This is a genomic window from Vibrio sp. CUB2, from assembly GCF_001557945.1.
GTDB classification, from domain to species: domain Bacteria; phylum Pseudomonadota; class Gammaproteobacteria; order Enterobacterales; family Vibrionaceae; genus Vibrio; species Vibrio owensii.
On the sequence record NZ_LNRB01000006.1, the window covers coordinates 25,855 to 49,822 of the forward strand.

The window sequence follows — 23,968 nt, forward strand, 5'->3', positions numbered from 1 at the left end:
GTTTGAAAATTAAACGATTTTTTGCCAAAGACATGCGAACAGCGCTGCTCCAAGTGAAAGAAGAGCTTGGTGCAGAAGCAGTGATCATGTCGAACAAGAAAGTGGCAGGCGGTGTAGAGATCGTAGCGGCAATCGACGGCGAGTCCAATGCAGCTCCGACTTCACAGGCGCACTCTCTTCCTAACCGTGGCGCAGCTCAACCAAATCGTTATAGCGAACAACGTCAATTGCCGTCATCTGCAGCAGAGCGTTATCAAGATCGCCGTTTGGATGAAGACAGAATTAGCCTAAACGCGAACAATGAAAAATCAGGCTCAATGACGCAACGTTTCGCGAACATGCTCAAGCAATACAGCAATGGTGCTGCTGAGTCAGATGACCATGTGGCAGAGAACGAAGATTCTTTGTCGGCATTACTGCAGCGCCAAAACAAGCATCGTGAAAGCTATAACCAAGAAAAGCCAGCGCCATATCAACCCGATTCGCCACTGGCGAAGTTGATTGCACAAGACAACCGATTTGAGCGCCCAACACCTAAGTTGGATCCAACACGCTATGACCGTCGTCGTCCATCGGATGAGCGAGAAGACTCTAGTAGTGAATTAGAGAACATGCGCGAAGAGATGACATCAATTCGTCGTTTGTTGGAGCACCAAGTTTCCGGTTTGATGTGGCAAGAGGTTGAACGCCGTGAACCATTGCGCGCGATGCTGATTAAGCGTCTAGAGCGAATGGGCGTTTCGCCGGAGTTGGCAGATCAAATGGCTTGCTACATTCCAGAAGACACTAAGCCGGCGCGAGCGTGGAAGGCACTGCTTTCTCTCGTGGCGGATCAAATCAGCATTCCAAAACAAGACATCTTGAAGCGTGGTGGTGTGGTTGCACTGCTTGGCCCGACAGGTGTTGGTAAAACCACCACGGTTGCAAAGCTTGCAGCGCGTGCGGCAATGGAGTTTGGTGCCGACAATGTCGCCCTTGTGACAACAGACACATATCGCATAGGTGCACATGAGCAGCTCTCAATTTACGGAAGAATTATGGGTTGTCCTGTAAGAGTTGCTAAAGATTCTAACGAGTTAGCCGATGTTATATATCAGCTAAGAAACAGAAGACTGATTTTGGTCGATACGGCAGGGATGGGGCAGCGAGACGTAAGACTCTCTGAGCAGCTCGATACCCTGATGCAAGAGAGCGGAGAAGTGATTCACAGCTACCTTGTTTTGCCAGCTACCGCACAACGTCGTGTTCTACAAGAAACACTGGATCATTTCCGACGCATTCCGCTGTCGGGCTGTATTTTGACTAAGCTTGATGAATCATTAAGTCTTGGCGAATTCATCAGCGTGGTGATTCAGAACGCGATGCCAGTGGCTTATATTGCCAATGGTCAACGCGTACCAGAAGACATTGTGATAGCACAACCAAAATACATGATTGCGAAAGCAAATGAACTGTTAGAGAAGTCGACAGAGAACGAACCTCACTTTTGGAACAGTGACAGCGAAGGACTCTAGGGCGGCGGACTACTATGACTGAGAATATGATACACGATCAAGCAAGCGGCCTCCGTCGCTTAACACAACCATCATTGACTAAGGTAATTGCTGTTACTGGCGGTAAAGGTGGTGTGGGTAAATCAAACGTAACACTGGGTCTGGCGATTTGTATGGCGCGCCAAGGCAAAAAGGTGATGGTTCTCGACGCGGACTTAGGTCTGGCGAATGTGGACGTTATGCTCGGAATCCGTTCAAAACGTAACCTAGGGCATGTCCTTGCGGGTGAATGTGAGCTAAAAGATGCGATTGTTGAAGGCCCTTATGGTATAAAGATAGTCCCTGCAACTTCTGGCACACAAAGCATGACCGAGCTGTCTCACGCTCAACATGCTGGACTCATCCGTGCATTTGGTAGTCTTGAAGAAGAAATGGACGTACTGCTGATTGATACAGCAGCGGGCATTTCTGACATGGTAATTAGCTTTTCACGTGCAGCTCAAGATGTTGTGGTTGTGGTTTGCGATGAGCCGACTTCAATCACCGATGCCTACGCATTAATCAAGCTGTTGAGTAAAGAACACCAGGTTCAGCGCTTCAAAGTTGTTGCAAATATGGTCAGAAGCTACCGTGAAGGCAGAGAATTATTCGCAAAGTTGACTCTAGTCACAGAGCGCTTCTTGAATGTCAGCCTCGAACTCGTAGCATGTATTCCATTGGATGACAAAGTACGTCAAGCCGTGAAAAGACAGAAGATCGTTGTGGATGCCTTCCCTCGCTCTCCTGCGGCTTTAGCGATCAGCTCATTAGCGAACAAAGCACTGACGTGGCCACTGCCAAAGACACCAAGTGGACACCTAGAATTTTTCGTTGAAAGGTTGCTAAATCGTACTGAATTGGCAGAGGACCCTTTTGGTGAATAAAGCGATTACCTATGACCAACATGGCAAATTTAATAGCCAGCAGGCGTTCATTGAACGTTACTCGGTGTTGGTTAAGCGTATTGCTCATCACCTGTTAGGCCGTTTACCGCCGAGTGTTCAGGTAGAAGATTTAATTCAGGCCGGCATGATCGGCCTTATCGAAGCTCAGCAGAATTATGATGGTTCTAAAGGTGCGAGCTTTGAAACTTATGCAGGTATCCGAATTCGCGGTGCAATGTTGGATGACATTCGCAAAGGCGACTGGGTACCTCGTTCTGTTCATAAGAACAACCGCGAAATTAACCAAGCGATCGCAGAGCTGGAAGGTGTACTAAATCGTGACCCATCGGACTCAGAAGTAGCAGCACATCTCGGCATGACACTAGACCAATATCATAGTGCGCTTACCGACATAAACTGTTCAAAACTGGTGGGAATTGAAGATTTAGGCGTCTCTGATGATGTGATTTCACCGGCTGATGAAACCGATGACAGCAATCCATTTAAGGGTGTTGCTGATGAATCGTTCAAAAAAGCACTGGTTGAATCAATAAAACAGCTTCCAGAGCGTGAAGCGCTAGTACTTTCGCTTTATTATGACGAAGAACTCAATTTGAAAGAGATTGGCGATGTGTTGGGCGTAAGCGAATCTCGCGTAAGTCAAATACTGAGTCAATCGATGCAACGTTTACGCACCAAGCTCAGTGCGTGGACACAAAATGACTAAACACACTGATTTTACGATTCAGTGGAGGCAATTTTGAATAAAAACATGAAGATCCTTATTGTTGATGATTTCTCAACAATGCGCCGTATTGTTAAAAACCTGCTTCGTGACTTGGGTTTCAATAACACTCAAGAAGCGGACGATGGTTTAACTGCATTACCTATGCTGAAAAAAGGTGACTTCGACTTTGTTGTAACTGACTGGAACATGCCAGGTATGCAAGGCATCGACCTGCTTAAACACATCCGTGCGGATGCTGAACTTAAGCACCTACCTGTTCTAATGATCACAGCTGAAGCAAAGCGTGAGCAGATCATCGAAGCAGCTCAAGCAGGCGTTAACGGTTACATCGTTAAGCCGTTTACTGCTGCAACACTAAAAGAAAAATTAGATAAAATTTTCGAACGTTTATAACTCTCTCTTTCTCTTTGTTAATCGAGTCATCACTCCTAATACCTAATACTAAAGGGTGGCTCGTTTGACGCTAAAAAAGCGAAAAGAAAGAACTAAACGTAAAAAAGGGTCTATTCAGGATGATCTCACTAGAGCAGGCGAAGTCGCTCGTTCAGATGCTAGAAAACGGGGAACAGGACCAAGCTAATGCGCTTGTTGCCTCGATATATGAAAGCGATGGGAATCCGATGTTAAAAGAAATCGGAACATTAACCCGCGACCTTCATGATTCACTTAAGCACTTCAACATCGATCAACGCATGACAGAAATTGCCAGGGCGGAAATCCCTGATGCAAGAGACCGTCTGCAATATGTGATTGATAAAACTGAGTTAGCAGCAAATAAAACGATGGATGCGGTTGAGTGCTGCTTGCCTATCGCCGATAACCTGCATGAGTGCCTTCAACAAGTTCGCCCTCAATGGAACGAACTCATGCACGGACGCATTGAATTAAGCGATTTCAAAGCGCTTTGCCATCGTATCGACGAGCTGTTAGTTCAAGTCGAAGGTGATAGCACTGAATTGCGCGGTCAGCTGACCGAAATTCTTATGGCACAAGACTTCCAAGACTTAACGGGTCAAATCATTCGCCGCGTGATCACGCTTGTCAATGAAGTGGAAGATCGCCTGGTTGAGATCTTGACCGTCTTTTCTGGCAATAAACCAGAAGAACAGACTCAAGTTTTGCCAGAACCGTCAGATAAAAAGATTAAACAATCAAGCGAAGCAGAAGGCCCAATTCTTAACCCTGAGCAAAGGGTAGATGCGGTCTCGTCGCAGGACGAAGTCGACGACTTGTTGTCCAGTCTTGGATTTTAAAGGTAACGTATGAGCTACGATTTAGACGAAGATATTCTTCAGGACTTTCTAATTGAGGCTGGGGAAATCCTTGAGCTGCTGTCTGAGCAGTTAGTTGAACTGGAAAATAATCCAGAAGACAAAGATCTCCTAAACGCGATTTTCCGCGGTTTCCACACGGTGAAAGGTGGTGCTGGTTTCCTATCATTGGCAGAACTGGTTGATACCTGTCACGGCGCTGAGAACGTGTTCGACGTGTTGCGAAACGGCCAACGTTCAGTGACGCCAAGCCTAATGGACACCATGCTGAAAGCGCTTGATACGGTTAACCATCAATTCCAAGCGGTTCAAGATCGTGAGCCACTAGATGCGGCGGATCCTGCGTTGCTAGAAGAGCTTCACCGCCTATGCAAACCAGAGTCTGAAGACGAAGTGGTCGCTGCTGTTGAAGCGCTAGTCGTAACACCAGAACCTGTGATTCCTGAGCCAGTCATCGAACAACCTGCTGCGCCAGTTGAGCCTGCTCCTGCATCTTCAAGTGTTGGCTCTGTTGACGAAATCACTCAAGACGAATTTGAAAAGCTATTGGACGAGCTGCACGGTAAAGGTACTGCTCCAGGTGCGTCTGCATCAGCGCCAGTAGCTCCAGCTGCGCCTGTTCAAGCAAGTGCGCCTGCGGCAGATAGCGGCGACATTACTGATGATGAATTTGAACGTCTATTGGACGAGCTACACGGTGTAGGCAAAAGCCCATCAGCATCAGATGTTGCTCCAGTAGAACCACCAAAAGCACCAGAGCCGGTTGCACCAGCGGCATCTTCATTCTCAAACGACAGCGACTTAATGACGGATGAAGAGTTTGAGAAGTTACTTGATGAACTACACGGTGCTGGTAAAGGACCGACTCTTGAAGAGTTAGACTTTGCAACCAAACCCGCATCGGCAAACGTGGCACCAGAAGCGCCAAAAGCAGAACCTGCACCAGCGCCTAAACCTGCTCTAGTAGCGGCTGCGCCTTCTCCTGCACCAGCTCCAGCTCCTAAGCCAGAAGCAAAACCGGTTGCGGTAAAAGAAGAAGCGAAAGCGCCAGCGGTTAAGAAGCCACAAGCAGAAGCAACTGTACGTGTTGATACTTCGACACTAGACACCATCATGAACATGGTTGGTGAGCTTGTATTGGTGCGTAACCGTCTACTAAGCCTTGGTTTGAACAGCAACGACGAAGAAATGTCGAAAGCGGTAGCAAACCTAGACGTCGTGACTGCAGACCTTCAAGGTGCAGTGATGAAAACGCGCATGCAGCCAATCAAGAAAGTATTTGGCCGTTTCCCACGCGTTGTTCGCGACTTGGCGCGTAACCTAAATAAAGACATCGTGCTTGAAATGCGCGGTGAAGAAACCGACCTAGATAAAAACCTAGTAGAGGCGCTTGCGGATCCATTGATCCACTTGGTGCGCAACTCGGTTGACCACGGTATCGAAATGCCAGACGACCGCGCGAAAGCAGGTAAATCTCGTACTGGTAAAGTGATCCTGTCTGCATCACAAGAAGGCGATCATATTGAACTGGCTATCGTTGATGATGGCGGCGGTATGGATCCGAACAAACTTCGTGGCATCGCGGTGAAACGCGGCATGATGGACGAAGATGCGGCAGCACGCCTGTCAGATAAAGAGTGCTTCAACTTGATCTTTGCGCCAGGCTTCTCAAGTAAAGAGAAGATTTCAGATATCTCTGGTCGTGGTGTCGGTATGGACGTGGTTAAAACCGCGATCAACACCCTAAACGGCTCTATCGATATTGACTCTGAGCTAGGCAAGGGCACTAAGATCACCATTAAAGTTCCACTCACACTGGCGATCCTTCCAACACTGATGGTTGGTGTAGGCGGTCATCCGTTTGCTCTGCCATTGGCGTCGGTGAACGAGATCTTCCACCTAGATCTAAGCCGCACTAACGTGGTCGATGGTCAGTTGACGATTATCGTACGTGATAAGTCTATCCCCCTGTTCTACCTACAAAATTGGTTGGCTTCTAAGTCTCCACGTGTACAAGAGCGTACAGGCCACGGTCATGTTGTTATCGTACAGATCGGTAGCCAACGTGTTGGTTTTGTAGTGGATACATTGATCGGCCAAGAAGAAGTGGTGATCAAGCCGCTAGATAACCTATTGCAAGGCACGCTAGGTATGGCAGGTGCGACGATCACCAGTGATGGCCACATCGCATTGATTCTTGATGTGCCAGACCTACTTAAGCAATACGCTGCAGCTTCGCGCATCTAAGCGAAGCTGGAGTCGATAAAAGGAATAAAATGGCGATTAAAGTACTAGTCGTTGATGATTCGAGTTTTTTCCGTCGTCGCGTTAGCGAAATCATCAACTCAGAATCGCGCCTAGAAGTGATTGACGTTGCGGTTAACGGCAGAGAAGCGGTTGAGAAAGCCAAAACGCTCAAGCCTGACGTCATCACGATGGATATTGAAATGCCAGTCATGGATGGTATCACTGCCGTTCGTGAAATCATGGCTGCGTCTCCTACGCCAATCCTGATGTTTTCGTCCCTGACTCACGACGGGGCGAAAGCAACGCTTGACGCACTAGATGCGGGTGCGTTGGATTTCTTACCGAAAAAGTTCGAAGACATTGCTCGTAACCGTGATGAAGCCGTTTCTCTGCTTCAACAGCGAGTGATTCAAATTGCGTCTAAGCGCGCGTTTATGCGTCGTCCAATTGCGCGACCAGCGACTGCAGCGACCAGTTCGACAGCACGTCCTTTGGCTTCTCGCACTTCTGCGCCGACTGCATCTGCGCCAAGCCGTCCGATGGCAGCGAAATTCCGCGCATCAGGTAAGAAGTATCAGCTAACAGCGATTGGTACGTCGACTGGCGGCCCTGTCGCGCTACAAAAAATTCTGACTCGTTTGCCAGTTAACTATCCACATCCAATCGTGCTTATCCAGCACATGCCAGCGACATTCACTGCGGCATTTGCAAGCCGTCTAAATACGCTATGCAAAATCCAAGTGAAAGAAGCGCAAGATGGTGATGTGTTGCAAGCGGGTGTGGCTTATCTTGCCCCAGGCGGCAAACAGATGATGGTTGACGGTCGTGCTGGTGCTGCTCGTCTTCGTATTATCGATGGCGGCGATCGCATGAACTACAAACCGTGTGTCGATGTAACCTTCGGTTCTGCTGCAAAAGTCTACGGCGACAAAGTGTTGTCGATGGTACTGACAGGCATGGGCGCTGATGGTCGTGAAGGTGCACGTATGCTGAAATCAGCAGGTTCCACCATTTGGGCTCAAGACGAAGAAAGTTGCGTCGTTTATGGTATGCCACAAGCGGTTGCGAAAGCGGGCATCTCTACTGAAGATTTACCACTTGAACGCATTGCAGAGCGCATGCTGGTGGAAGTGGGCTTAGCGTAGGAAAGATCATGATCGTTTGGAGTGTAGCAAACCAAAAAGGTGGAGTAGGTAAAACCACATCAACCGTGACATTAGCTGGTCTATTGAGCCAAAAAGGTCACCGAGTGTTGATGGTGGATACCGATCCGCACGCGTCGCTGACGACTTATCTTGGTTATGATCCGGATGCCGTAACAACAAGCTTGTTCGATCTTTTTCAGCTGAAGACGTTTTCACGTGAGACGGTAAAGCCGTTGATCTTAGAAACGGATCTTGAAGGTATGGATATCATTCCTGCGCACATGTCGCTTGCTACGCTAGACCGCGTAATGGGCAACCGTAGCGGAATGGGTTTGATCTTGAAGCGTGCGTTACAAGCGGTTGCGCAAGACTACGATTATGTCTTGATTGACTGTCCGCCGATTCTTGGTGTGATGATGGTTAACGCATTAGCAGCCAGTGACCGCATCTTGATTCCGGTTCAAACTGAATTCCTTGCGATGAAGGGTTTGGAGCGCATGATTCGCACTCTGACCATTATGCAAAAGTCTCGTCCGGGTGGTTTCAAAGTGACTATCGTTCCGACTATGTACGATAAGCGCACGAAAGCCTCGTTGCAGACACTGACTCAGCTTAAGAAGGATTACCCGAATCAGGTTTGGACTTCAGCGGTGCCAATTGACACCAAATTCCGCGATGCGAGCTTAAAGCATCTGCCAGCTTCGCATTTTGCTTCTGGTAGTCGTGGCGTGTTTGCTTACAAGCAACTGCTGATTTACTTGGAGAGGTTAGCGTTCGATGAGCAATAACGACGTACTTTCCAGTGAACAAGCACTTGATGATTACTTCAGTGCTTTGCTTGGCGAAGAGGTCGAAGTTGTTGAGCAAGAAGAAGAGCTTGACTTGCTCGCTCAAGAACTATCATCTACGGAGCCAGAGCCAGAGCCAGAGCCAGAGCCAGAGCCAGAGCCAGAGCCAGAGCCAGAGCCAGAGCCAGAGCCAAAATTACAGCTGCAATACGCAGAACCGGAGTCGTATCAATACAGTGATTCGTACTCGCCAGAATTAGAAGCGCCTAATCTGGAAGACGTTCAGCGATTGCTTAGCCAACTTGAGTCCACCAACGTGGTGGCAGAGTTGGATATCGATGACATTCTGGAACAAAACACCATTGATATTGCGATTGAAGCAAAATCTATGGAACCAGAAGTTGAAGTCGAAACCGCGGTGGAAACCGTTGAAGAAATTCAAGAGTGGGTGATCGACGAAGAGCCGGCACCGACTGTTGAGGTTGAACAACCTGAGCCAGTTTGGGAGCAACCAGAAATTGAAATGGTTGAACCCACAGTTGATGTTGAAGTGGAGACTGAGCAGCACACTGAGACAGAAACAGAGCTGGAAACCGAAGCGGGTGCAAAGTTACCCAACACTTGGGAGAGCACGCAGCGTAGCGCTGACTTTCAAGTACTTTACTTTGATGTAAATGGTGTGACTTTTGCTGTGCCGCTTGATGAGTTAGGTGGTATTCACCGCATCACAGAGCTGAACCACTTGATTGGCCGCCCTGCATGGTACTTAGGTTTGCAAACCAGTCGTGAGCAACAATTTGATGTCGTTGATACTGCAAAGTGGGTGATGGCGGATAAGCTTCGCGACGAAAACTACAAAGATAACTACCAATACGTCGTCATGCTTGGTGAAAGCATGTGGGGGTTAGCCAGTAACCAATTGATGGGTACTGAAACACTCAATATCGACAAAGTCCGTTGGCGTGAACAAGCGGGCAAACGCCCTTGGCTAGCGGGCATGGTGAAAGAAAAAATGTGTGCTTTAATTCATGTCCAAGCACTTATAGACATGCTAAACGCGGGTTTAGATGTAAAATCACTGAATTAGATTTTTGGTCGGGAACGACATTAACGAGGATTAACTATGTCTCAAGCTTTTGAAGTAGAAGTGAAGAAAGATACATCGAACGACGAAGTTCTTCAGTGGGTGACGTTCCAACTAGAAGAAGAAACGTACGGCATTAACGTAATGCAAGTTCGTGAAGTTCTTCGCTACACAGAAATCGCTCCAGTTCCAGGTGCGCCAGATTACGTGCTAGGTATTATCAACCTACGTGGCAACGTTGTAACGGTTATCGATACACGTTCACGTTTTGGCCTAATGGAAGGCGAAGTAACAGACAACACGCGTATCATCGTGATTGAGTCTGAGCGTCAAGTTATCGGTATTCTAGTAGACAGCGTTGCTGAAGTGGTTTACCTACGTTCTTCTGAGATCGATACAACACCTTCTGTAGGTACTGACGAAAGCGCGAAGTTCATCCAAGGCGTAAGCAACCGTGACGGTAAACTGCTTATCCTTGTTGATTTGAACAAGCTGCTAACTGATGACGAATGGGATGAGATGGCTCACCTATAATTGGCTGATGATTCATGGCTGAAGAAACCTTGCTATCTTTGCCGCTCATATTGGGTGGCCTAGCGTTTGTATTCTTAGTGCTGCTTTTGCTTCAACTGCGCGTGCGTGCGGGTTTGCAAAAGCAGATGGATCAGCAACGTGCACAGTCACGCCATGCTGACAAAGAAACACAAAAACTAAACAAGCAACTGTTGGAAGTGCGTTCAGTGGTGGTAGGCCTAGGTCAAAAAGTGACTGAACAACAAGATGTGATTCAACATCTTAATGAACGCATTCGTGAACTTGAACACGCAGATACAGACGGACGTTTGTACAGCCGCGCTTCGAAAATGGTTCAACTTGGTGCCGACATCAATGAGTTGATTGAAGAGTGTGAATTGCCAAAAGCAGAAGCAGAATTGATGCTTTCGCTGCAGAAAAAACTGGCAGGGAAAGAGAAAATCCCACCGCTAAGCAGTCAACCCTCTGATGACCCGACTTATCCACCCCGTGGAAGACGTCGATAAAGATTAAAAAAGAAGCTTCGGCTTCTTTTTTTATTTTTAAAATAAAAACTTATAATCACTTATGGTTATTTTTATCAAAATGTGACTATAAGTTAACAAAAACTCACGAACTTACATACATCATCGCTTTCTTATCCTGTTTTGTCACAACTAAGCTGTGCTAATATAGCGGCTCGTTCATTTTTTAGTTGAAGCCCTATGTTAGAAGTCTCTAACCTAACTGCGATCCGTGATGACAGGGTCCTGTTTGAAAACCTGCAATTCGAAATCAAGCCTGGTGAATTGGTCCAGATTGAAGGACGCAACGGCACAGGCAAAACCACATTGCTGCGTATCGTTACAGGGTTAGGGGACAGAGAAGAAGGCACCATTAAATGGAAAGGCGAGGAGGTTGAAAAATCTCGTGACGTTTTCCATCAAGACCTTCTGTTCTTAGGGCATCAAACTGGCGTTAAACGCGAACTTACCGCGTTTGAAAACCTGCGCTTTTACCAATCTATCCATAATAATCGCTCCTCCGATGAAGAAATCTTTGCTGCTTTAGCCCAGGTAGGGCTTGCGGGTCGAGAAGATGTGCCTGTAGCACAGCTTTCTGCTGGCCAACAGCGTCGTGTGGCGTTGGCAAGGCTTTGGCTAAGCAATCAAATCCTATGGATTCTGGACGAACCTTTAACTGCAATCGACAAACAAGGCGTGAAAGTGCTAGAGGCACTGTTTGTTAGCCATGCTGACAATGGCGGCATCGTCGTGCTAACCACGCACCAAGATATGTTTGCAGACAGCCCGAAACTTAGAAAAATAAAACTGGGTGATTGATATGATTTCGGCCATGACAACCATTATTCGCCGTGAGCTTCTGATCGCATTTCGCCGTCAAGCAGACATTTTGAACCCATTGTGGTTCTTCATCATTGTGATCACACTTTTCCCTCTTAGCATCGGTCCTGAGCCTAATTTGTTAGCACGTATTGCAGCTGGCATTGTTTGGGTTGCTGCTCTGCTGTCCGCCTTATTATCATTAGAGCGTCTATTCCGTGATGATTTTCAAGACGGCGCACTAGAGCAAATGATGCTAATGCCAATTCCATTGCAACTTGTTGTGATTTCTAAGGTCATAGCTCACTGGTTGCTAACGGGATTGCCTCTGATTTTAATCAGCCCATTGTTGGCAATTCTGCTTTCTCTTGATTTCAACACTTGGCTGTCTGTCGTACTGACTTTAGTGATTGGTACGCCGACGTTGAGTTTTATCGGTGCCATTGGTGTGGCACTGACGGTTGGGTTGCAAAAAGGCGGCGTTCTTTTGAGTTTGCTCATTCTTCCGCTCTACATCCCAATTCTGATTTTCGCTACGTCCGCGATTGATGCTGCAGCACTAGGTATGGCGTATAACGGACAACTGGCGATTTTAGGCGCAATGTTGATGGGGGCTGTCACCCTCACACCGTTTGCTATCAGCGCAGCACTGCGAGTTAGTGTTAACTAACTCAATAAATGCGATTTAAGCGACGTTTGATCAAAGAATTATTATTAAAGCACTGCTACGGTCTCGGCCCTCTGGACAGTGTCCCTGAAGTAAGAGTGAGAACTTAACATGTGGAAATGGCTACATCCTTATGCCAAGCCTGAAGCAGCTTATCACCTGAGTGGTAAGTTCCTACCTTGGTTTTCTGTATTGGCCCTCGTATGCCTAACAGTTGGTACTGTCTGGGGCCTTGCATTTGCGCCTTCGGATTACCAACAAGGTGACAGTTTCCGAATTATCTACATCCATGTACCTTCGGCTATTTGGTCGATGGGTGTTTACATGTCGATGGCCATTGCCGCGTTTATCGGCTTGGTTTGGCAAGTGCGCCTGTCTGACATGGCAGCATTGGCTATGGCGCCGATCGGTGCAGTATTCACCTTTATTGCTCTACTAACGGGTGCCGTTTGGGGCAAACCTATGTGGGGTACTTGGTGGGTATGGGATGCACGCCTTACTTCCGAATTAATTCTTCTATTCTTGTACCTTGGTGTTATTGCACTTTACCACGCGTTTGATGACCAAAAGACCGCCGCAAAAGCCGCAGGTATTTTGGCTATCGTTGGTGTGGTGAATCTACCAATTATCCACTTCTCAGTTGAGTGGTGGAACACGCTTCATCAAGGTGCGACTATCACCAAATTTGAAAAACCATCGATCTCATCCAACATGCTTTGGCCTTTGTTGCTGAACATTTTTGGTTTTGCGTTCTTCTTTGGCGCGGTAACGATGGTGCGCTTCCGTAACGAAATTATCAGCAAAGAGAGTCATCGCCCTTGGGTGCAAAAACTCGCAGCTGAAAAAACTCAGTGAGGTAATTGATAATGCATTTTGATTCTCTGAGCGAACTATTTGCCATGGGTGGCTACGCAGGTTACGTATGGAGCGCGTTTGGTATTACTTTCTTATCTATGCTCATTCTTTTGATTTCGAGTATCCGCCGTGGGGATGCGTTGTTAAAAGAAGTGAAAGCGAAAATTGATCGTCAAGCGCGTATCGACGCGGCGAAGAATATGGAGAACACGTTATGAACCCGAGACGTAAAAAGAGGCTAGGCATTGTTTTAGCGATCTTTATCGGTATTAGTGCAACCATCGGTTTGATGCTTTACGCACTGAACCAAAACATGGATCTATTCTACACGCCGACGGAATTGGTAAACGGTAAGCCAGATGGCACAAAGCCTGAGGTAGGCCAGCGTCTACGCATTGGTGGTATGGTCGTTGAAGGTTCAGTTCGTCGTGATCCTGAATCTTTAAAAGTAAGCTTTGAACTGCACGATGTCGGTCCTGAAGTGACCATCGTTTATGAAGGTATCCTTCCTGACTTATTCCGTGAAGGTCAAGGTATCGTTGCTCAAGGTGTTCTTGAAGATGCAACAACCGTAAAAGCTTTTGAAGTGTTGGCAAAACACGATGAAGAATACATGCCACCTGAGATTGCAGAAGCAATGAAGAAGACTCATGAGCCTTTGCAGTACACAACTGAACAAAAACAAGGAAGCGGCCAATGATTGCTGAAATCGGTCACTTTGCCCTCATACTCTCGCTAGCAATGGCATTGTTGCTCAGCGTATTGCCGCTATGGGGTGCATCAAACAACAACACCATGCTGATGAACACAGCACGACCGCTTTCGTGGTCGATGTTCATCATGCTGTTTTTCTCTTTCGTTATTCTGTGTTGGGGTTTCTACACCAACGACTTTACGTTGCAATACGTAGCAAGTAACTCAAACAGTCAATTACCTTGGTACTACCGTCTAACTGCGGTTTGGGGTGCGCACGAAGGTTCATTATTGCTTTGGGTACTTATCCAAGCAGCATGGACAGTAGCGGTTGCTACTTTCAGTCGTGGCATGCCACAAGAATCGGTTGCACGTGTACTTGCGGTAATGGGCATGATCTCAGTGGGCTTCCTACTGTTTATCATCCTGACTTCGAACCCATTCCTACGCACGTTGCCGTTCTTCCCGGTCGATGGACGTGACTTGAACCCTCTTCTTCAAGACCCGGGTTTGATCGTTCACCCACCTATGCTTTACATGGGTTACGTAGGCTTCTCGGTTGCATTCTCGTTTGCAATTGCGTCTTTGATGACTGGTCGTCTTGATACGGCTTGGGCTCGTTGGTCTCGCCCTTGGACAACCGCAGCTTGGGTATTCCTAACGCTAGGTATCGCACTAGGTTCTTGGTGGGCTTACTATGAACTTGGCTGGGGTGGCTGGTGGTTCTGGGATCCAGTAGAAAACGCATCATTCATGCCTTGGCTAGCGGGTACAGCGCTGATGCACTCTCTAGCGGTAACCGAAAAACGCGGTACATTTAAAGCTTGGACAGTACTACTGGCGATCTCGGCATTCTCACTAAGTTTATTGGGTACCTTCTTGGTTCGTTCCGGTATCTTGGTATCGGTGCACGCGTTCGCGTCTGATCCATCACGCGGTATGTTTATCTTAGGTTTCCTAGTCTTCGTAATCGGTGGCTCACTCCTACTATTCGCAGTGAAAGGGGCAGCGGTTCGCGTACGTGGTAATTTCGATTTGGTGTCGCGTGAGAACGCGCTGCTTGCTAACAACGTGCTTCTGATTGCTGCGCTAGTCGTCGTATTGGTTGGTACCTTGTTGCCATTGGTTCACAAGCAAATTGGTCTTGGTTCAGTATCTATCGGTGCACCATTCTTCGACATGCTGTTCGCATGGCTGATGATGCCGTTCGCCTTCCTATTGGGTATTGGTCCTATGATTCGTTGGAAGCGCGACAATCTATCTAAGCTTATTAAGCCAATGGTTGTTTCTGGTGTGCTTGCTTTCACACTAGGTGCAGTGTGCGTATTCCTGTTCGCAGACTTCTTCTCAGCGATGGCTTACATCGGTTGGGTAATGGCAATCTGGATCATTGCAATGCATGGTTTTGAGTTGTACGAGCGTGCTACTCACCGTCACAGCTTTGGTGAAGGTGTTCGTAAACTTCAACGTAGCCACTGGGCAATGATGCTTGGTCACATCGGTCTAGCCGTTACTGTGATTGGTATTGCGATGGTGCAAAACTACAGCATCGAACGTGACGTGCGTTTGGCGCCAGGTGAGCACTTCAAGATTTACGGTTACGATTTCTACTTCTCAGGTCTACGTGACAAAGACGGTCCAAACTACGATGGTTACATCGCGGACTTTGAAATCACCAATGACGGTAAGTACGTGAACACGCTACACGCTGAAAAACGTTTCTACCGTACGGCGAAGTCAATGATGACAGAAGCGGCTATCGACCGTGGCATCACTCGCGACCTATACATTGCAATGGGTGAGCGTCTAGATGACAACCGTTCTTGGGCAGTACGTATTTACTACAAACCATTCGTTCGTTGGATCTGGGCTGGTTCATTGATCATGTCTTTAGGTGGTGCGCTTGCTATTTCTGATAGACGTTACCGCTTCCGCAAAACGGCTAAGAAAGACGAAAAGTCAAAGCTAGCGGAGAAGGAGGCATAAGAAATGAATAAGAAAGTCCTATTTATCCCGTTGGTGGCGTTCATGGTACTGGCGGGTATCTTCGCAACTCAGTTGGTTCGTAACCAAGAGGGTGACGATCCAACAAAATTGGAATCAGTACTAGTAGGTAAGCCTGTACCTGAGTTCCATCTGGAAGATTTGGCGGAGCCGGGCAAGCAATACGATCAATCGATCTTCAAAGGTGAGCCTTTGCTACTTAACGTTTGGGCGACTTGGTGTCCAACGTGTTATGCAGAGCATAAATACCTAAACGAGCTTGCTGGTAAAGGTGTGAAGATCATCGGTATGAACTACAAAGATGATCGCAACAAAGCAGTGGGTTGGCTAAACGACCTAGGCAACCCATACCTAATCAGCTTATTTGATGGCAGCGGCATGCTAGGTCTAGACCTTGGCGTATACGGCGCTCCCGAAACATTTATCATCGATGCAAATGGCGTGATTCGTTACCGCCATGTAGGTGACGTAAACCCTCGCAACTGGGCGGAAAAACTAGAGCCGCTTTACACCAAGTTGGTTGAGGAGGCGAAGCAATGAGAAAGTTTATCTTAGCGGCATTGGCTGCAATGACATTCTCTCTTGCTGCCCACGCAGCGATTGAAGTTTATGAGTTTGATAACCTAGAGCAAGAGCAGCAGTTCAAAGAGCTAGGCCATACTCTGCGTTGTCCAAAATGTCAGAACAACACTATCTCAGATTCGAATGCGGAATTGGCTCAAGACCTACGCCACAAGGTGTACGAAATGACCAAAGAAGGTAAGTCGAAGGATGAGATCGTAGACTACATGATTGCTCGTTACGGTAACTTCGTAACTTACAATCCTCCGTTTACCTTTGCGACTGCAATTTTGTGGCTAGGCCCACTAGCAGTGGTATTAGGCGGTTTTGGTTTGATTGTGCTACGTAGCCGTAAATCCAAAGCAAAAGCAGTTCAAGCAAGCAATGAGCAATGGGACGAAGAGAAAGAAGCGCGCCTCAAATCATTACTTGATGAAGAGAACAACGGAGATAAGAAATAATGACACTATTTTGGGTTTCAACCGTTGTTCTTACGCTTGTGGCATGCGCATTGATTGCATTGCCACTGCTAAAGCAAAAAGCCAACAACGATGAAGTGTTACGTGATGAGCTAAACAAGGCGTTCTATAAAGACCGTCTATCTGAGCTTGCTGAAGAAACAGACGAAGGTCTGGTGGAAAGCGAAGACGATCTGATTTCAGATCTAAAGCAGTCTCTACTTGACGATATTCCGGGTGATAAAGCGCAAAAAGAAACCAAGGTTTCTCCTATTGCAGTCTTAATCCCGTCAGTCATTCTGACAGTAGTTTTAAGCTACGGTTTATACTACAAATTTGGTGCATCTCAAGATGTGATCAAGTGGCAAGAAGTCAACGAGAACCTACCAGAGCTTTCTAAAAAGCTAATGTCTGCGTCATCTGAACCTTTGAGTGAAGATGAAATGGCTGACCTATCTTTAGCACTGCGTACTCGTCTGCATTACCAGCCTGAAGATTCAACGGGTTGGTTGCTACTAGGTCGTATCGCTTTGGCTAACCGTGACGTGACGACTTCTATCGATGCGATGGAAAAAGCGTACAAGCTAGAGCCAAAAGACCCAGATGTTCAACTTGGTTATGCACAGGCACTGATGCTTTCTCAAGACGAGATGGATCAAGCAACGGCTCGTTCTCTGCTTGGTAAACTGATGCAGCAGGATTACGTTGATCTACGTGTATTCTCGCTACTAGCGTTTGATGCATTTGAGCGTCAAGACTTCCCGGCGGCAATTAAATACTGGGGGATCATGCAGCAAATGATTGGTCCAGAAGACAGCCGCTACGAAATGCTAGGCCGCAGTATCGAAAGCGCGCGCAAGCAAATGGGCGAAGCGGTTTCTCCAGACAAGAGTGTGGCGGTGACAATTAACGTTGCGCCAGAAGCTCAGTTGGATCCAAACGCGGTATTGATCGTTTCAATCCACCGTGCAGACGGTTCTCCGATGCCAGTTGCAGCAGCTCGCTACCCATTAGGTACATTCCCTCGTACAGTGGTACTGGATGATGGTAATGCGATGATGGACGGACAGAAGCTTTCTTCTCTAGAGAAGCTGATGGTTCGCGTTCGTGTCGACTCTGATGGCAACGTGGCGACTCGCGACCAAGATTGGCACGGTGAGAGCGCCGTGGTTGATTTCGGTCAGCCAGTTGAAGTGATGATCGATAAGCAGTATCAATAAGCATAATCGTCTCTGATATTTGACACTTAGTGATTGTCATCTCTGTTTTGTGGTATGACTAGCAACTATCGAGTAGAATGAAAAAGGCCAGCGATTGCTGGCCTTTATTTATATACCCAAGTGACTTTTCTTTCGGTGCTTTCCGTACTTATATCAAAAGGTTGCTTAGGTATATTAATAGTCGTTATGGAACGAAGAATGTATAACAAGGGTAAATCCATCTTCTTGTTACTGTTCGCAGTTGGACTGGTTGGCTGTTCAAGTGCGCCCGAGGAGGCAGTAACTGAAGAAAACGAAACTAATCAAACGACTTCTGATGCTTATGATCCATTAGAAGGCTTCAACCGCGCAATGTGGGACATCAACTACGATTACTTAGACCCGTATTTGGTTCGTCCGATCTCTCTTGCGTACGTGGATTACACACCAGTGCCGGTTCGTTCTGGTATTGCTAATTTCTTAGCAAACTTAGATGAGCCAGCAAGTGTGGTAAACAACCTTGTTATGGGTAATGGCACTAAAGCCGTTGATCACTTTAACCGTTTTTGGATTAACTCCACGTTCGGTATTTTCGGTTTGTTCGATATTGCAACGGCCGCAGGTATTACTAAGTACGACAACAAAGAATTCAGCAGCGTAGTCGGACACTATGGCGTTGGTAACGGCCCATACTTTATGATTCCTGGTTATGGTCCATATACGCTACGTGAAGTGACAGATACTGTAGATGGTATGTATGTACCCTTGTCTTACCTTAACTTCTGGGCTGGTCTTGGTAAGTGGGCACTAGAGGGCATGGAGAAACGTGCGCTATTGGTTCCACAAGAAGCACAGCTTGAAGCATCTCCAGATCCATATGTGCTAACACGTGATGTCTACTTACAGCGTCAAGATTTCAAAGCGGAAATCAACAATGTTGATGAAGTGGATGAAGACGAAGAAGCATACTTGGACGAGTACTTAGAAGAAGACTTCTAATCGCTTCAGCAAATAGCAAAACAAAAAGGCTTGGTTTTCACCAAGCCTTTCTTTTTATCGGTCACTTTCTTTTATCGATAAATAGCGTTCAGATTAGAACGTGTAGTTCGCTTGAACACCGATTAGCCATACGTTACCTGTTGTTTCACCAACAAATTTACCGCCAATATCTTCCGCTTTGTCGTCAGACTCGTAACCGCGAGACTCGGTGATAGGCGCATCTTTCGCGATAATGTAAGTAAAGCCAGCATCTAAGCTGAAGTCTTTAGTCCAATCGTAAGTTGCACCAATGCTTAACCATGTACGGTCGGTTTCTGGAATAGTGATAGTACGGTTCTTGTCGCTCACAGCAGAAGTGTCGTACGCAATACCTGTGCGAAGTGCTAGCTTAGGCTGAAGCTGGTAAGTTGCACCGATAGCAAAGCGGTAGTTATCTTCCCAGTTTTCAACTTTAACCATTTGGGTACCAGCAGTTTCCATATGGGCTTCAAGCTTTTCAAAAGAGCTCCAATCGGTCCAGTTGATGCTTGCATGCAATGCCAATTGGTCAGTTAGTTTGTGGAAACTCGCCAATTCTGCTGTTGCAGGCAAACTTAGGTTCATGTAGCCGTTATCACGAGATGCTAGGCCAAAGCCCAGACCTTCTGCGTAACCCTCTAGCTTTAGATCAACTTCTGATTTATAGGTGAAACCAATACGGTTATCTTGGTTAACCTGCCAAGCTGTACCAACTTGCCAACCCCATGTCGTATCATCGCCCTCCATATATTTTAAAGTGGTGCCTTGAGGCAATTTTAGGGCATTTACTTTTGGAGCTGTCGCACCAAAGCTACCTTCACCTATGATGTAGCGAATACCACCACCAATGCTTAAAGCATCATTTAGTTTGTAAGCCGCGTTTAGGTTTGCTTCCATCGTTGTTACGCTTGCTTCGTTACCAAAATGAGACGCACCAAAGTCTTTACCTAGATCTGTTTCCATACCGTAGTTAGTACCAAATGCTAAACCAAGCGCAAACTTCTCGTTGTATTGGTGAGAAAGGTAGAAGTTTGGAATGATCGCATCGTGAGCGAAGTCGTCTGAAGATGCAGGGATATCCTTACCATAGAAATCTACATTGCCTTCTACATCAATGTTAGGGTTTACATAAATAGCGCCAACAGACACTTGTGTGCCTTCTAGGTAAGTTAGCATTGCTGGGTTACGCCATTGTGCACTTGCGTTATCAGCCATTGCTGCTTCACCAGCGTATGCACGACCTAGACCTGTCGCAGAGTATTCTGCAAGTTGGAAACCTGCTGCGTTTGCAACGCCTGAAGTACTAAGTAGGCCGAATGCCACTGCTGTTGATAGGAGAGTCTTGTTGGTTTTCATTGTAATGTTCGCTGAGTTATTTATAACGTGGAGCGAAAGTTTACGACTAGAGTTATTACTTTAAAAATGAAAAGCCAATAAAACAGTGTTTTTAGTCCTATAATCTATTTATATAAAGATATGTAGATGATCTATCTAACTGTAACGGCTGTGTGAAAAAAATTCAGCGAACACCTGTGAGTCATAATTATGGCTTTTGATTACACGTGTGCGCCCAATCTCGGTGAATGGAAAACAATAGATAAGAAAAAAGGCTGGAATTCCAGCCTTTTATATAGAGAGTACTTATATTAGCTTGTCGCGTAATGCTTAGAAGCTGCGGCTGTACTGTAAGCCGAATAGAATCGCGTCCGCACGTGTTGTACCAGATACTTGCGATAGAGTTACATCACCAATGACAGGGACTGTTGAACCAGTAACTTCGTTTACATCTACGTCTTTACCAACTAGGTAAGTGAAGCCGACATCAATGTTAGATTCTTTGTCGATGTGGTAAGTGGTACCCACAGAGAACCATTGACGATCTGAATCCGGTACAGAGATAGAAGTTGTCTTATCTTGTGCGCTTGTATCGTACATGTAGCCAGCGCGTAGCGTCCAATCAGAGTTCATGTAGTACGTACCACCAATAGAGTAGTGCCAACCGTCTTGCCAGTTGTACTCGTTCAGAGTTTGAGTCGTACCATTGATTGTTGCATCCAGTTTATCAAATGCCTTCCAACCGATGTATTGAACGCTGTAGTGTACCGCAAACTTAGTATCTGTAATTTTGTGGTAACCAGAGAACTCAGCAATGTCTGGCAAAGGCATGTGTAGCTTACCGTTGCTGTCTGAATTTGTTAGATATTGAACGTCGCCTTCAGCTTCGATCTCTGGGCTGTAACGGTAAGAAAGACCGAAACGGTTGTTCTCGTCTAGTTCAAAGACAGTACCCACGTTAAAGCCAACGCCAAAACCTGTTGCATCAGCATTTAGCAAAGACGTACCTTGTGGAATTTCACCACCCGCACAACCCATAGGGGTAGGGAAAGCACACAGTCCCGTACCTGCACTACGTTTCAGTTTACCTGCACCGTAAATTAGGTCTAGGCCAGCACCAAAGCTCCATTGGTCGTTTAGACGGTAAGAACCTGCCACACCAACGTTTACACTTTTTACATCAGTAAGGCCGCCGTATTCAGACCAAGATAGGCTGTTCGAGAATTCAGTTTTAGTACCGAAGTTAGAGTATGCGTTTACACCCCAAGCAAACTTTTCATTAACAGGGACAATGAGGTGGATGTTAGGTGCTACCGATGTGCCGCCTGCATCATCGTAAGATTCAGCAGCTGAGCCGTTGTAGCTCATATTTTTTGCAGTGATATCAGTAGTGATCGTTTCAAAACCTAGCGACAGTTCCATTTTGTCAAATAGAGCCATTGCTGCTGGGTTACGAGCCATTACAGATGCGTTATCTGCAATTACTGCATCACCTGCGAATGCACGACCGATACCAGTCGCTGATTGTGCGTTTAGCTGGAAACCAGCTGCCATTGCTTGACCAGATGCCATTGCAACCGTCACTGCTAGGAGAGTCTTTTTAAACAGACGCGTATTCTGAGTCATTATTTATTCCTTATTAGTTTCGTCTCTTTGGACGATAAGTTGAGCTTTTGCTCAGTGGCGCAGATAGTAGTATTAAGAGTGGACCATACAAATCCGACCATTGGATAAATTTGAATAAAAATTGCAGAAATGATGTCTAAATGTCGGGAAATTGCACCTAAAGTGCATAATTTAGAGTTTTGACTCTAAACTCAATAGGCGGGGTGAATGTTTTGCTTTAAATTTATAAACAAAAAGCCGCTAAATTTCGAAATTTAGCGGCTTTTTACTGTTTAGTATTGTGGTTTCGATGAAGTTCTTACATTGGTTCCATCATAGGAGCGAGTTTCGCTGCGATGGCTTCAACGTCTTCACCGCTGTTACCAACAAGAATCATGCTTGCTTTACCTACTGGTTTCACAACGCCGCTCATACCATCTTTATCAAAGTCGACTTTCTGATCACTCTTCACGTCAGTAACAAACATGGTTACTTTGCCTTCTTTTCCTTGGAAGACCATGTGAAGGGCATTGTTCGATTCACCAAAGCCACAATGATTCAGGTAGTAGACGTGGTAAGGGAAGTCGCCATTGATCTGATAATGGAAAGGCATCATCTTGGCATTTACTTGCCTATTAGAAACATTCTCGTCTAATTGGTTAACGAACTCTTTCTCTGCCACGACGTGCTTCATTGCGGTGTCAGCTAGGCTTGCTTGCGCTGGAGAAACAATAACATTGCCCCAGTTGATTTGACCTACAAGTAGACCAGCAGTAAACGCAACCGATGCCGCCAGTGCCATCGCTTTACGAGCAAAATTCGGTCTTACCACTTTGTCGTCATCTAGCGCGTTTGACGTTTGGCTAAACAGAATTTTGTCGGCAAGGTCTTCAGGCACATCCACATTCATGGCTTGCTTGATTTTAAGGTCGAGATCCAAAACGTCATCAACAAACTTGCTGTTAGCGTCGTTCTCAGCTAAAGCTTGCAGAATCTCTTCATCCTTCTGTTTTGGATCCGACAAAATACGACGACGAAATTCTAAATCATCCATTTTTTTGTCCTCTCTGAGTATCTTGAGAATCCAACATCTCTTTTAATTGATTACGGGCACGGAATAGGCGCGTCATTACTGTGTTCTTGTTTAAATCAAGAATGTCACCGATTTCTTCTCCACTGAAACCGCCTACAACTTGAAGAAATAAAGGTTCACGGTATTCGACGTCGAGCTTCATGATCTGAGCTTGCAGCCATTCCTGTTGATGATGTGGGTCATCGCTGACTTTAGCATCATTGCCGTAGTCATCGATATCAACCAAATCAAATTGTTTACGCTCGAAGCGGCGTGCGTTTTCTCGTCTTAATATGGTAATAAGCCAAGATTTTGCAGCCTTTTCATCTTGAAGACTATCCAGCGACTTCCATGCACGCAGACAGGTTTCTTGAACCAAATCTTCTGCAACCGCCTTATCCTTGCACAACCAGTAAGCGTAGCGATACAAGTCTCTGTGATAGCCCCGAACAAGAGCTTCGTATTTTCTTTGTCTGTCCATATCAGAGTTGACCGGACTGTTGGAATTTTTCTTTCCAAACATTTTAAATATTGCCACAGGAGCCTCCGTCTTGCTCTGTGAGGTCATAGTTCGATTTGACTACATCTGTATGTAGTTTAGCAGCAGCACAATATACTTCTTCTACGATCAAGCACTTATTTGAAGTGATGATAATTTATTCTATATCGTTTTAATGGGGTACTTTCCTACACCTTTTTTGGGGCGATTTGAAGTTATTCGAACTTTGATACGGTGGGAACCCGTAAAATCGCCATAAAATTGATCTATTTCAAAATCTCGCGCAGTGAAGGGGCTATAGTACATCTTGTCATCTAGTTAGTCATTGACGACTAACATGTTGAGCAAGATGACACTTCCTTTTGAAGGCTGACTTTACTTTCTCCTAATCAGGAAACTGATTAATTTTACAATTGGCGTATGTTAATTGTTTTATAGATATTCCGAC

Annotated in this window: 25 protein-coding genes; 21 read left to right on the forward strand and 4 right to left on the reverse strand. The window is 46.2% G+C overall.

The window, feature by feature from the left end; all coding sequences use genetic code 11:
- The first annotated feature begins 2 nt into the window (after positions 1 to 2).
- From flhF to ATB78_RS11295, 21 genes are all read left to right on the forward strand, one after another.
- Positions 3 to 1,514 (forward strand): flagellar biosynthesis protein FlhF, encoded by a 1,512-nt coding sequence (flhF, locus tag ATB78_RS11195; protein WP_033005852.1) that lies wholly within the window; start codon positions 3 to 5, stop codon positions 1,512 to 1,514.
- A gap of 14 nt (positions 1,515 to 1,528) precedes the next feature.
- Entirely contained in the window at positions 1,529 to 2,416 is an 888-nt protein-coding gene (locus ATB78_RS11200) for a MinD/ParA family protein (protein ID WP_005438708.1), read from the forward strand.
- The gene (locus ATB78_RS11205) at positions 2,409 to 3,143 is read left to right on the forward strand and encodes an RNA polymerase sigma factor FliA (RefSeq protein WP_005438709.1); all 735 of its coding nucleotides are present in this window, start codon (positions 2,409 to 2,411) and stop codon (positions 3,141 to 3,143) included. Before ATB78_RS11200 ends, ATB78_RS11205 begins: the two co-directional genes overlap by 8 nt.
- A 45-nt stretch (positions 3,144 to 3,188) precedes the next feature.
- Complete coding sequence (cheY, locus tag ATB78_RS11210; RefSeq protein ID WP_017635949.1) at positions 3,189 to 3,557, forward strand: chemotaxis response regulator CheY; 369 nt, start codon at positions 3,189 to 3,191, stop codon at positions 3,555 to 3,557.
- A 119-nt stretch (positions 3,558 to 3,676) separates the two neighbouring features.
- Positions 3,677 to 4,417 carry a protein phosphatase CheZ gene (locus ATB78_RS11215; RefSeq protein WP_061008707.1) on the forward strand — a complete coding sequence of 247 codons (741 nt, stop codon included), beginning with the start codon at positions 3,677 to 3,679 and terminating at the stop codon, positions 4,415 to 4,417.
- A 9-nt stretch (positions 4,418 to 4,426) separates the two neighbouring features.
- Entirely contained in the window at positions 4,427 to 6,682 is a 2,256-nt protein-coding gene (locus ATB78_RS11220; RefSeq protein ID WP_061008708.1) for a chemotaxis protein CheA, read from the forward strand.
- 29 nt (positions 6,683 to 6,711) lie between these two features.
- Complete coding sequence (locus ATB78_RS11225) at positions 6,712 to 7,827, forward strand: chemotaxis response regulator protein-glutamate methylesterase (RefSeq protein WP_061008709.1); 1,116 nt, start codon at positions 6,712 to 6,714, stop codon at positions 7,825 to 7,827.
- Positions 7,828 to 7,835: 8 nt separating this feature from the next.
- Complete coding sequence (locus ATB78_RS11230; protein WP_005438728.1) at positions 7,836 to 8,615, forward strand: ParA family protein; 780 nt, start codon at positions 7,836 to 7,838, stop codon at positions 8,613 to 8,615.
- The gene (locus tag ATB78_RS11235; RefSeq protein ID WP_061008710.1) at positions 8,605 to 9,702 is read left to right on the forward strand and encodes a chemotaxis protein CheW; all 1,098 of its coding nucleotides are present in this window, start codon (positions 8,605 to 8,607) and stop codon (positions 9,700 to 9,702) included. The genes ATB78_RS11230 and ATB78_RS11235 overlap by 11 nt, the downstream gene beginning before the upstream one ends.
- A gap of 36 nt (positions 9,703 to 9,738) precedes the next feature.
- Positions 9,739 to 10,233, forward strand: coding sequence for a chemotaxis protein CheW (locus tag ATB78_RS11240; protein WP_005438733.1), 495 nt, complete (start codon positions 9,739 to 9,741; stop codon positions 10,231 to 10,233).
- A 14-nt stretch (positions 10,234 to 10,247) separates the two neighbouring features.
- The gene (locus ATB78_RS11245) at positions 10,248 to 10,739 is read left to right on the forward strand and encodes a DUF2802 domain-containing protein (protein ID WP_005438735.1); all 492 of its coding nucleotides are present in this window, start codon (positions 10,248 to 10,250) and stop codon (positions 10,737 to 10,739) included.
- 198 nt (positions 10,740 to 10,937) lie between these two features.
- Positions 10,938 to 11,555, forward strand: coding sequence for a cytochrome c biogenesis heme-transporting ATPase CcmA (ccmA, locus tag ATB78_RS11250; RefSeq protein WP_020197085.1), 618 nt, complete (start codon positions 10,938 to 10,940; stop codon positions 11,553 to 11,555).
- 1 nt (position 11,556) lies between these two features.
- Entirely contained in the window at positions 11,557 to 12,225 is a 669-nt protein-coding gene (gene ccmB / locus ATB78_RS11255) for a heme exporter protein CcmB (protein ID WP_005438746.1), read from the forward strand.
- A 108-nt stretch (positions 12,226 to 12,333) separates the two neighbouring features.
- Entirely contained in the window at positions 12,334 to 13,077 is a 744-nt protein-coding gene (locus ATB78_RS11260) for a heme ABC transporter permease (protein ID WP_009707361.1), read from the forward strand.
- Positions 13,078 to 13,088: 11 nt separating this feature from the next.
- Entirely contained in the window at positions 13,089 to 13,295 is a 207-nt protein-coding gene (ccmD, locus tag ATB78_RS11265; protein ID WP_005433154.1) for a heme exporter protein CcmD, read from the forward strand.
- The gene (gene ccmE, locus ATB78_RS11270) at positions 13,292 to 13,777 is read left to right on the forward strand and encodes a cytochrome c maturation protein CcmE (protein ID WP_005438749.1); all 486 of its coding nucleotides are present in this window, start codon (positions 13,292 to 13,294) and stop codon (positions 13,775 to 13,777) included. Before ccmD ends, ccmE begins: the two co-directional genes overlap by 4 nt.
- Positions 13,774 to 15,756 carry a heme lyase CcmF/NrfE family subunit gene (locus ATB78_RS11275; protein ID WP_038896122.1) on the forward strand — a complete coding sequence of 661 codons (1,983 nt, stop codon included), beginning with the start codon at positions 13,774 to 13,776 and terminating at the stop codon, positions 15,754 to 15,756. Before ccmE ends, ATB78_RS11275 begins: the two co-directional genes overlap by 4 nt.
- A 3-nt stretch (positions 15,757 to 15,759) precedes the next feature.
- The gene (locus ATB78_RS11280; RefSeq protein WP_005433114.1) at positions 15,760 to 16,314 is read left to right on the forward strand and encodes a DsbE family thiol:disulfide interchange protein; all 555 of its coding nucleotides are present in this window, start codon (positions 15,760 to 15,762) and stop codon (positions 16,312 to 16,314) included.
- Positions 16,311 to 16,796, forward strand: a complete 486-nt coding sequence (locus ATB78_RS11285) for a cytochrome c-type biogenesis protein (protein WP_005433110.1) — start codon at positions 16,311 to 16,313, stop codon at positions 16,794 to 16,796. Before ATB78_RS11280 ends, ATB78_RS11285 begins: the two co-directional genes overlap by 4 nt.
- On the forward strand, positions 16,796 to 18,013 hold the full coding sequence (gene ccmI / locus ATB78_RS11290; RefSeq protein WP_005438757.1) for a c-type cytochrome biogenesis protein CcmI: 1,218 nt from the start codon (positions 16,796 to 16,798) through the stop codon (positions 18,011 to 18,013). The genes ATB78_RS11285 and ccmI overlap by 1 nt, the downstream gene beginning before the upstream one ends.
- 198 nt (positions 18,014 to 18,211) lie before the next feature.
- Entirely contained in the window at positions 18,212 to 18,991 is a 780-nt protein-coding gene (locus ATB78_RS11295) for a VacJ family lipoprotein (RefSeq protein WP_009707358.1), read from the forward strand.
- Between the two features lie 93 nt (positions 18,992 to 19,084).
- Here the strand turns inward: ATB78_RS11295 and ATB78_RS11300 are convergent, their stop codons facing one another.
- The 4 genes from ATB78_RS11300 to ATB78_RS11315 form a co-directional block, all read right to left on the reverse strand.
- A complete protein-coding gene (locus ATB78_RS11300) occupies positions 19,085 to 20,365 on the reverse strand; it encodes an outer membrane protein transport protein (RefSeq protein WP_061008711.1) in 1,281 nt (426 codons plus the stop codon).
- Positions 20,366 to 20,674: 309 nt separating this feature from the next.
- Positions 20,675 to 21,970 (reverse strand): outer membrane protein transport protein, encoded by a 1,296-nt coding sequence (locus ATB78_RS11305; RefSeq protein ID WP_045480627.1) that lies wholly within the window; start codon positions 21,968 to 21,970, stop codon positions 20,675 to 20,677.
- A 298-nt stretch (positions 21,971 to 22,268) separates the two neighbouring features.
- Positions 22,269 to 23,003, reverse strand: a complete 735-nt coding sequence (locus ATB78_RS11310; protein ID WP_020197091.1) for a DUF3379 domain-containing protein — start codon at positions 23,001 to 23,003, stop codon at positions 22,269 to 22,271.
- Positions 22,996 to 23,589 carry a sigma-70 family RNA polymerase sigma factor gene (locus tag ATB78_RS11315; RefSeq protein WP_078608327.1) on the reverse strand — a complete coding sequence of 198 codons (594 nt, stop codon included), beginning with the start codon at positions 23,587 to 23,589 and terminating at the stop codon, positions 22,996 to 22,998. Before ATB78_RS11315 ends, ATB78_RS11310 begins: the two co-directional genes overlap by 8 nt.
- Positions 23,590 to 23,968: the final 379 nt, after the last annotated feature.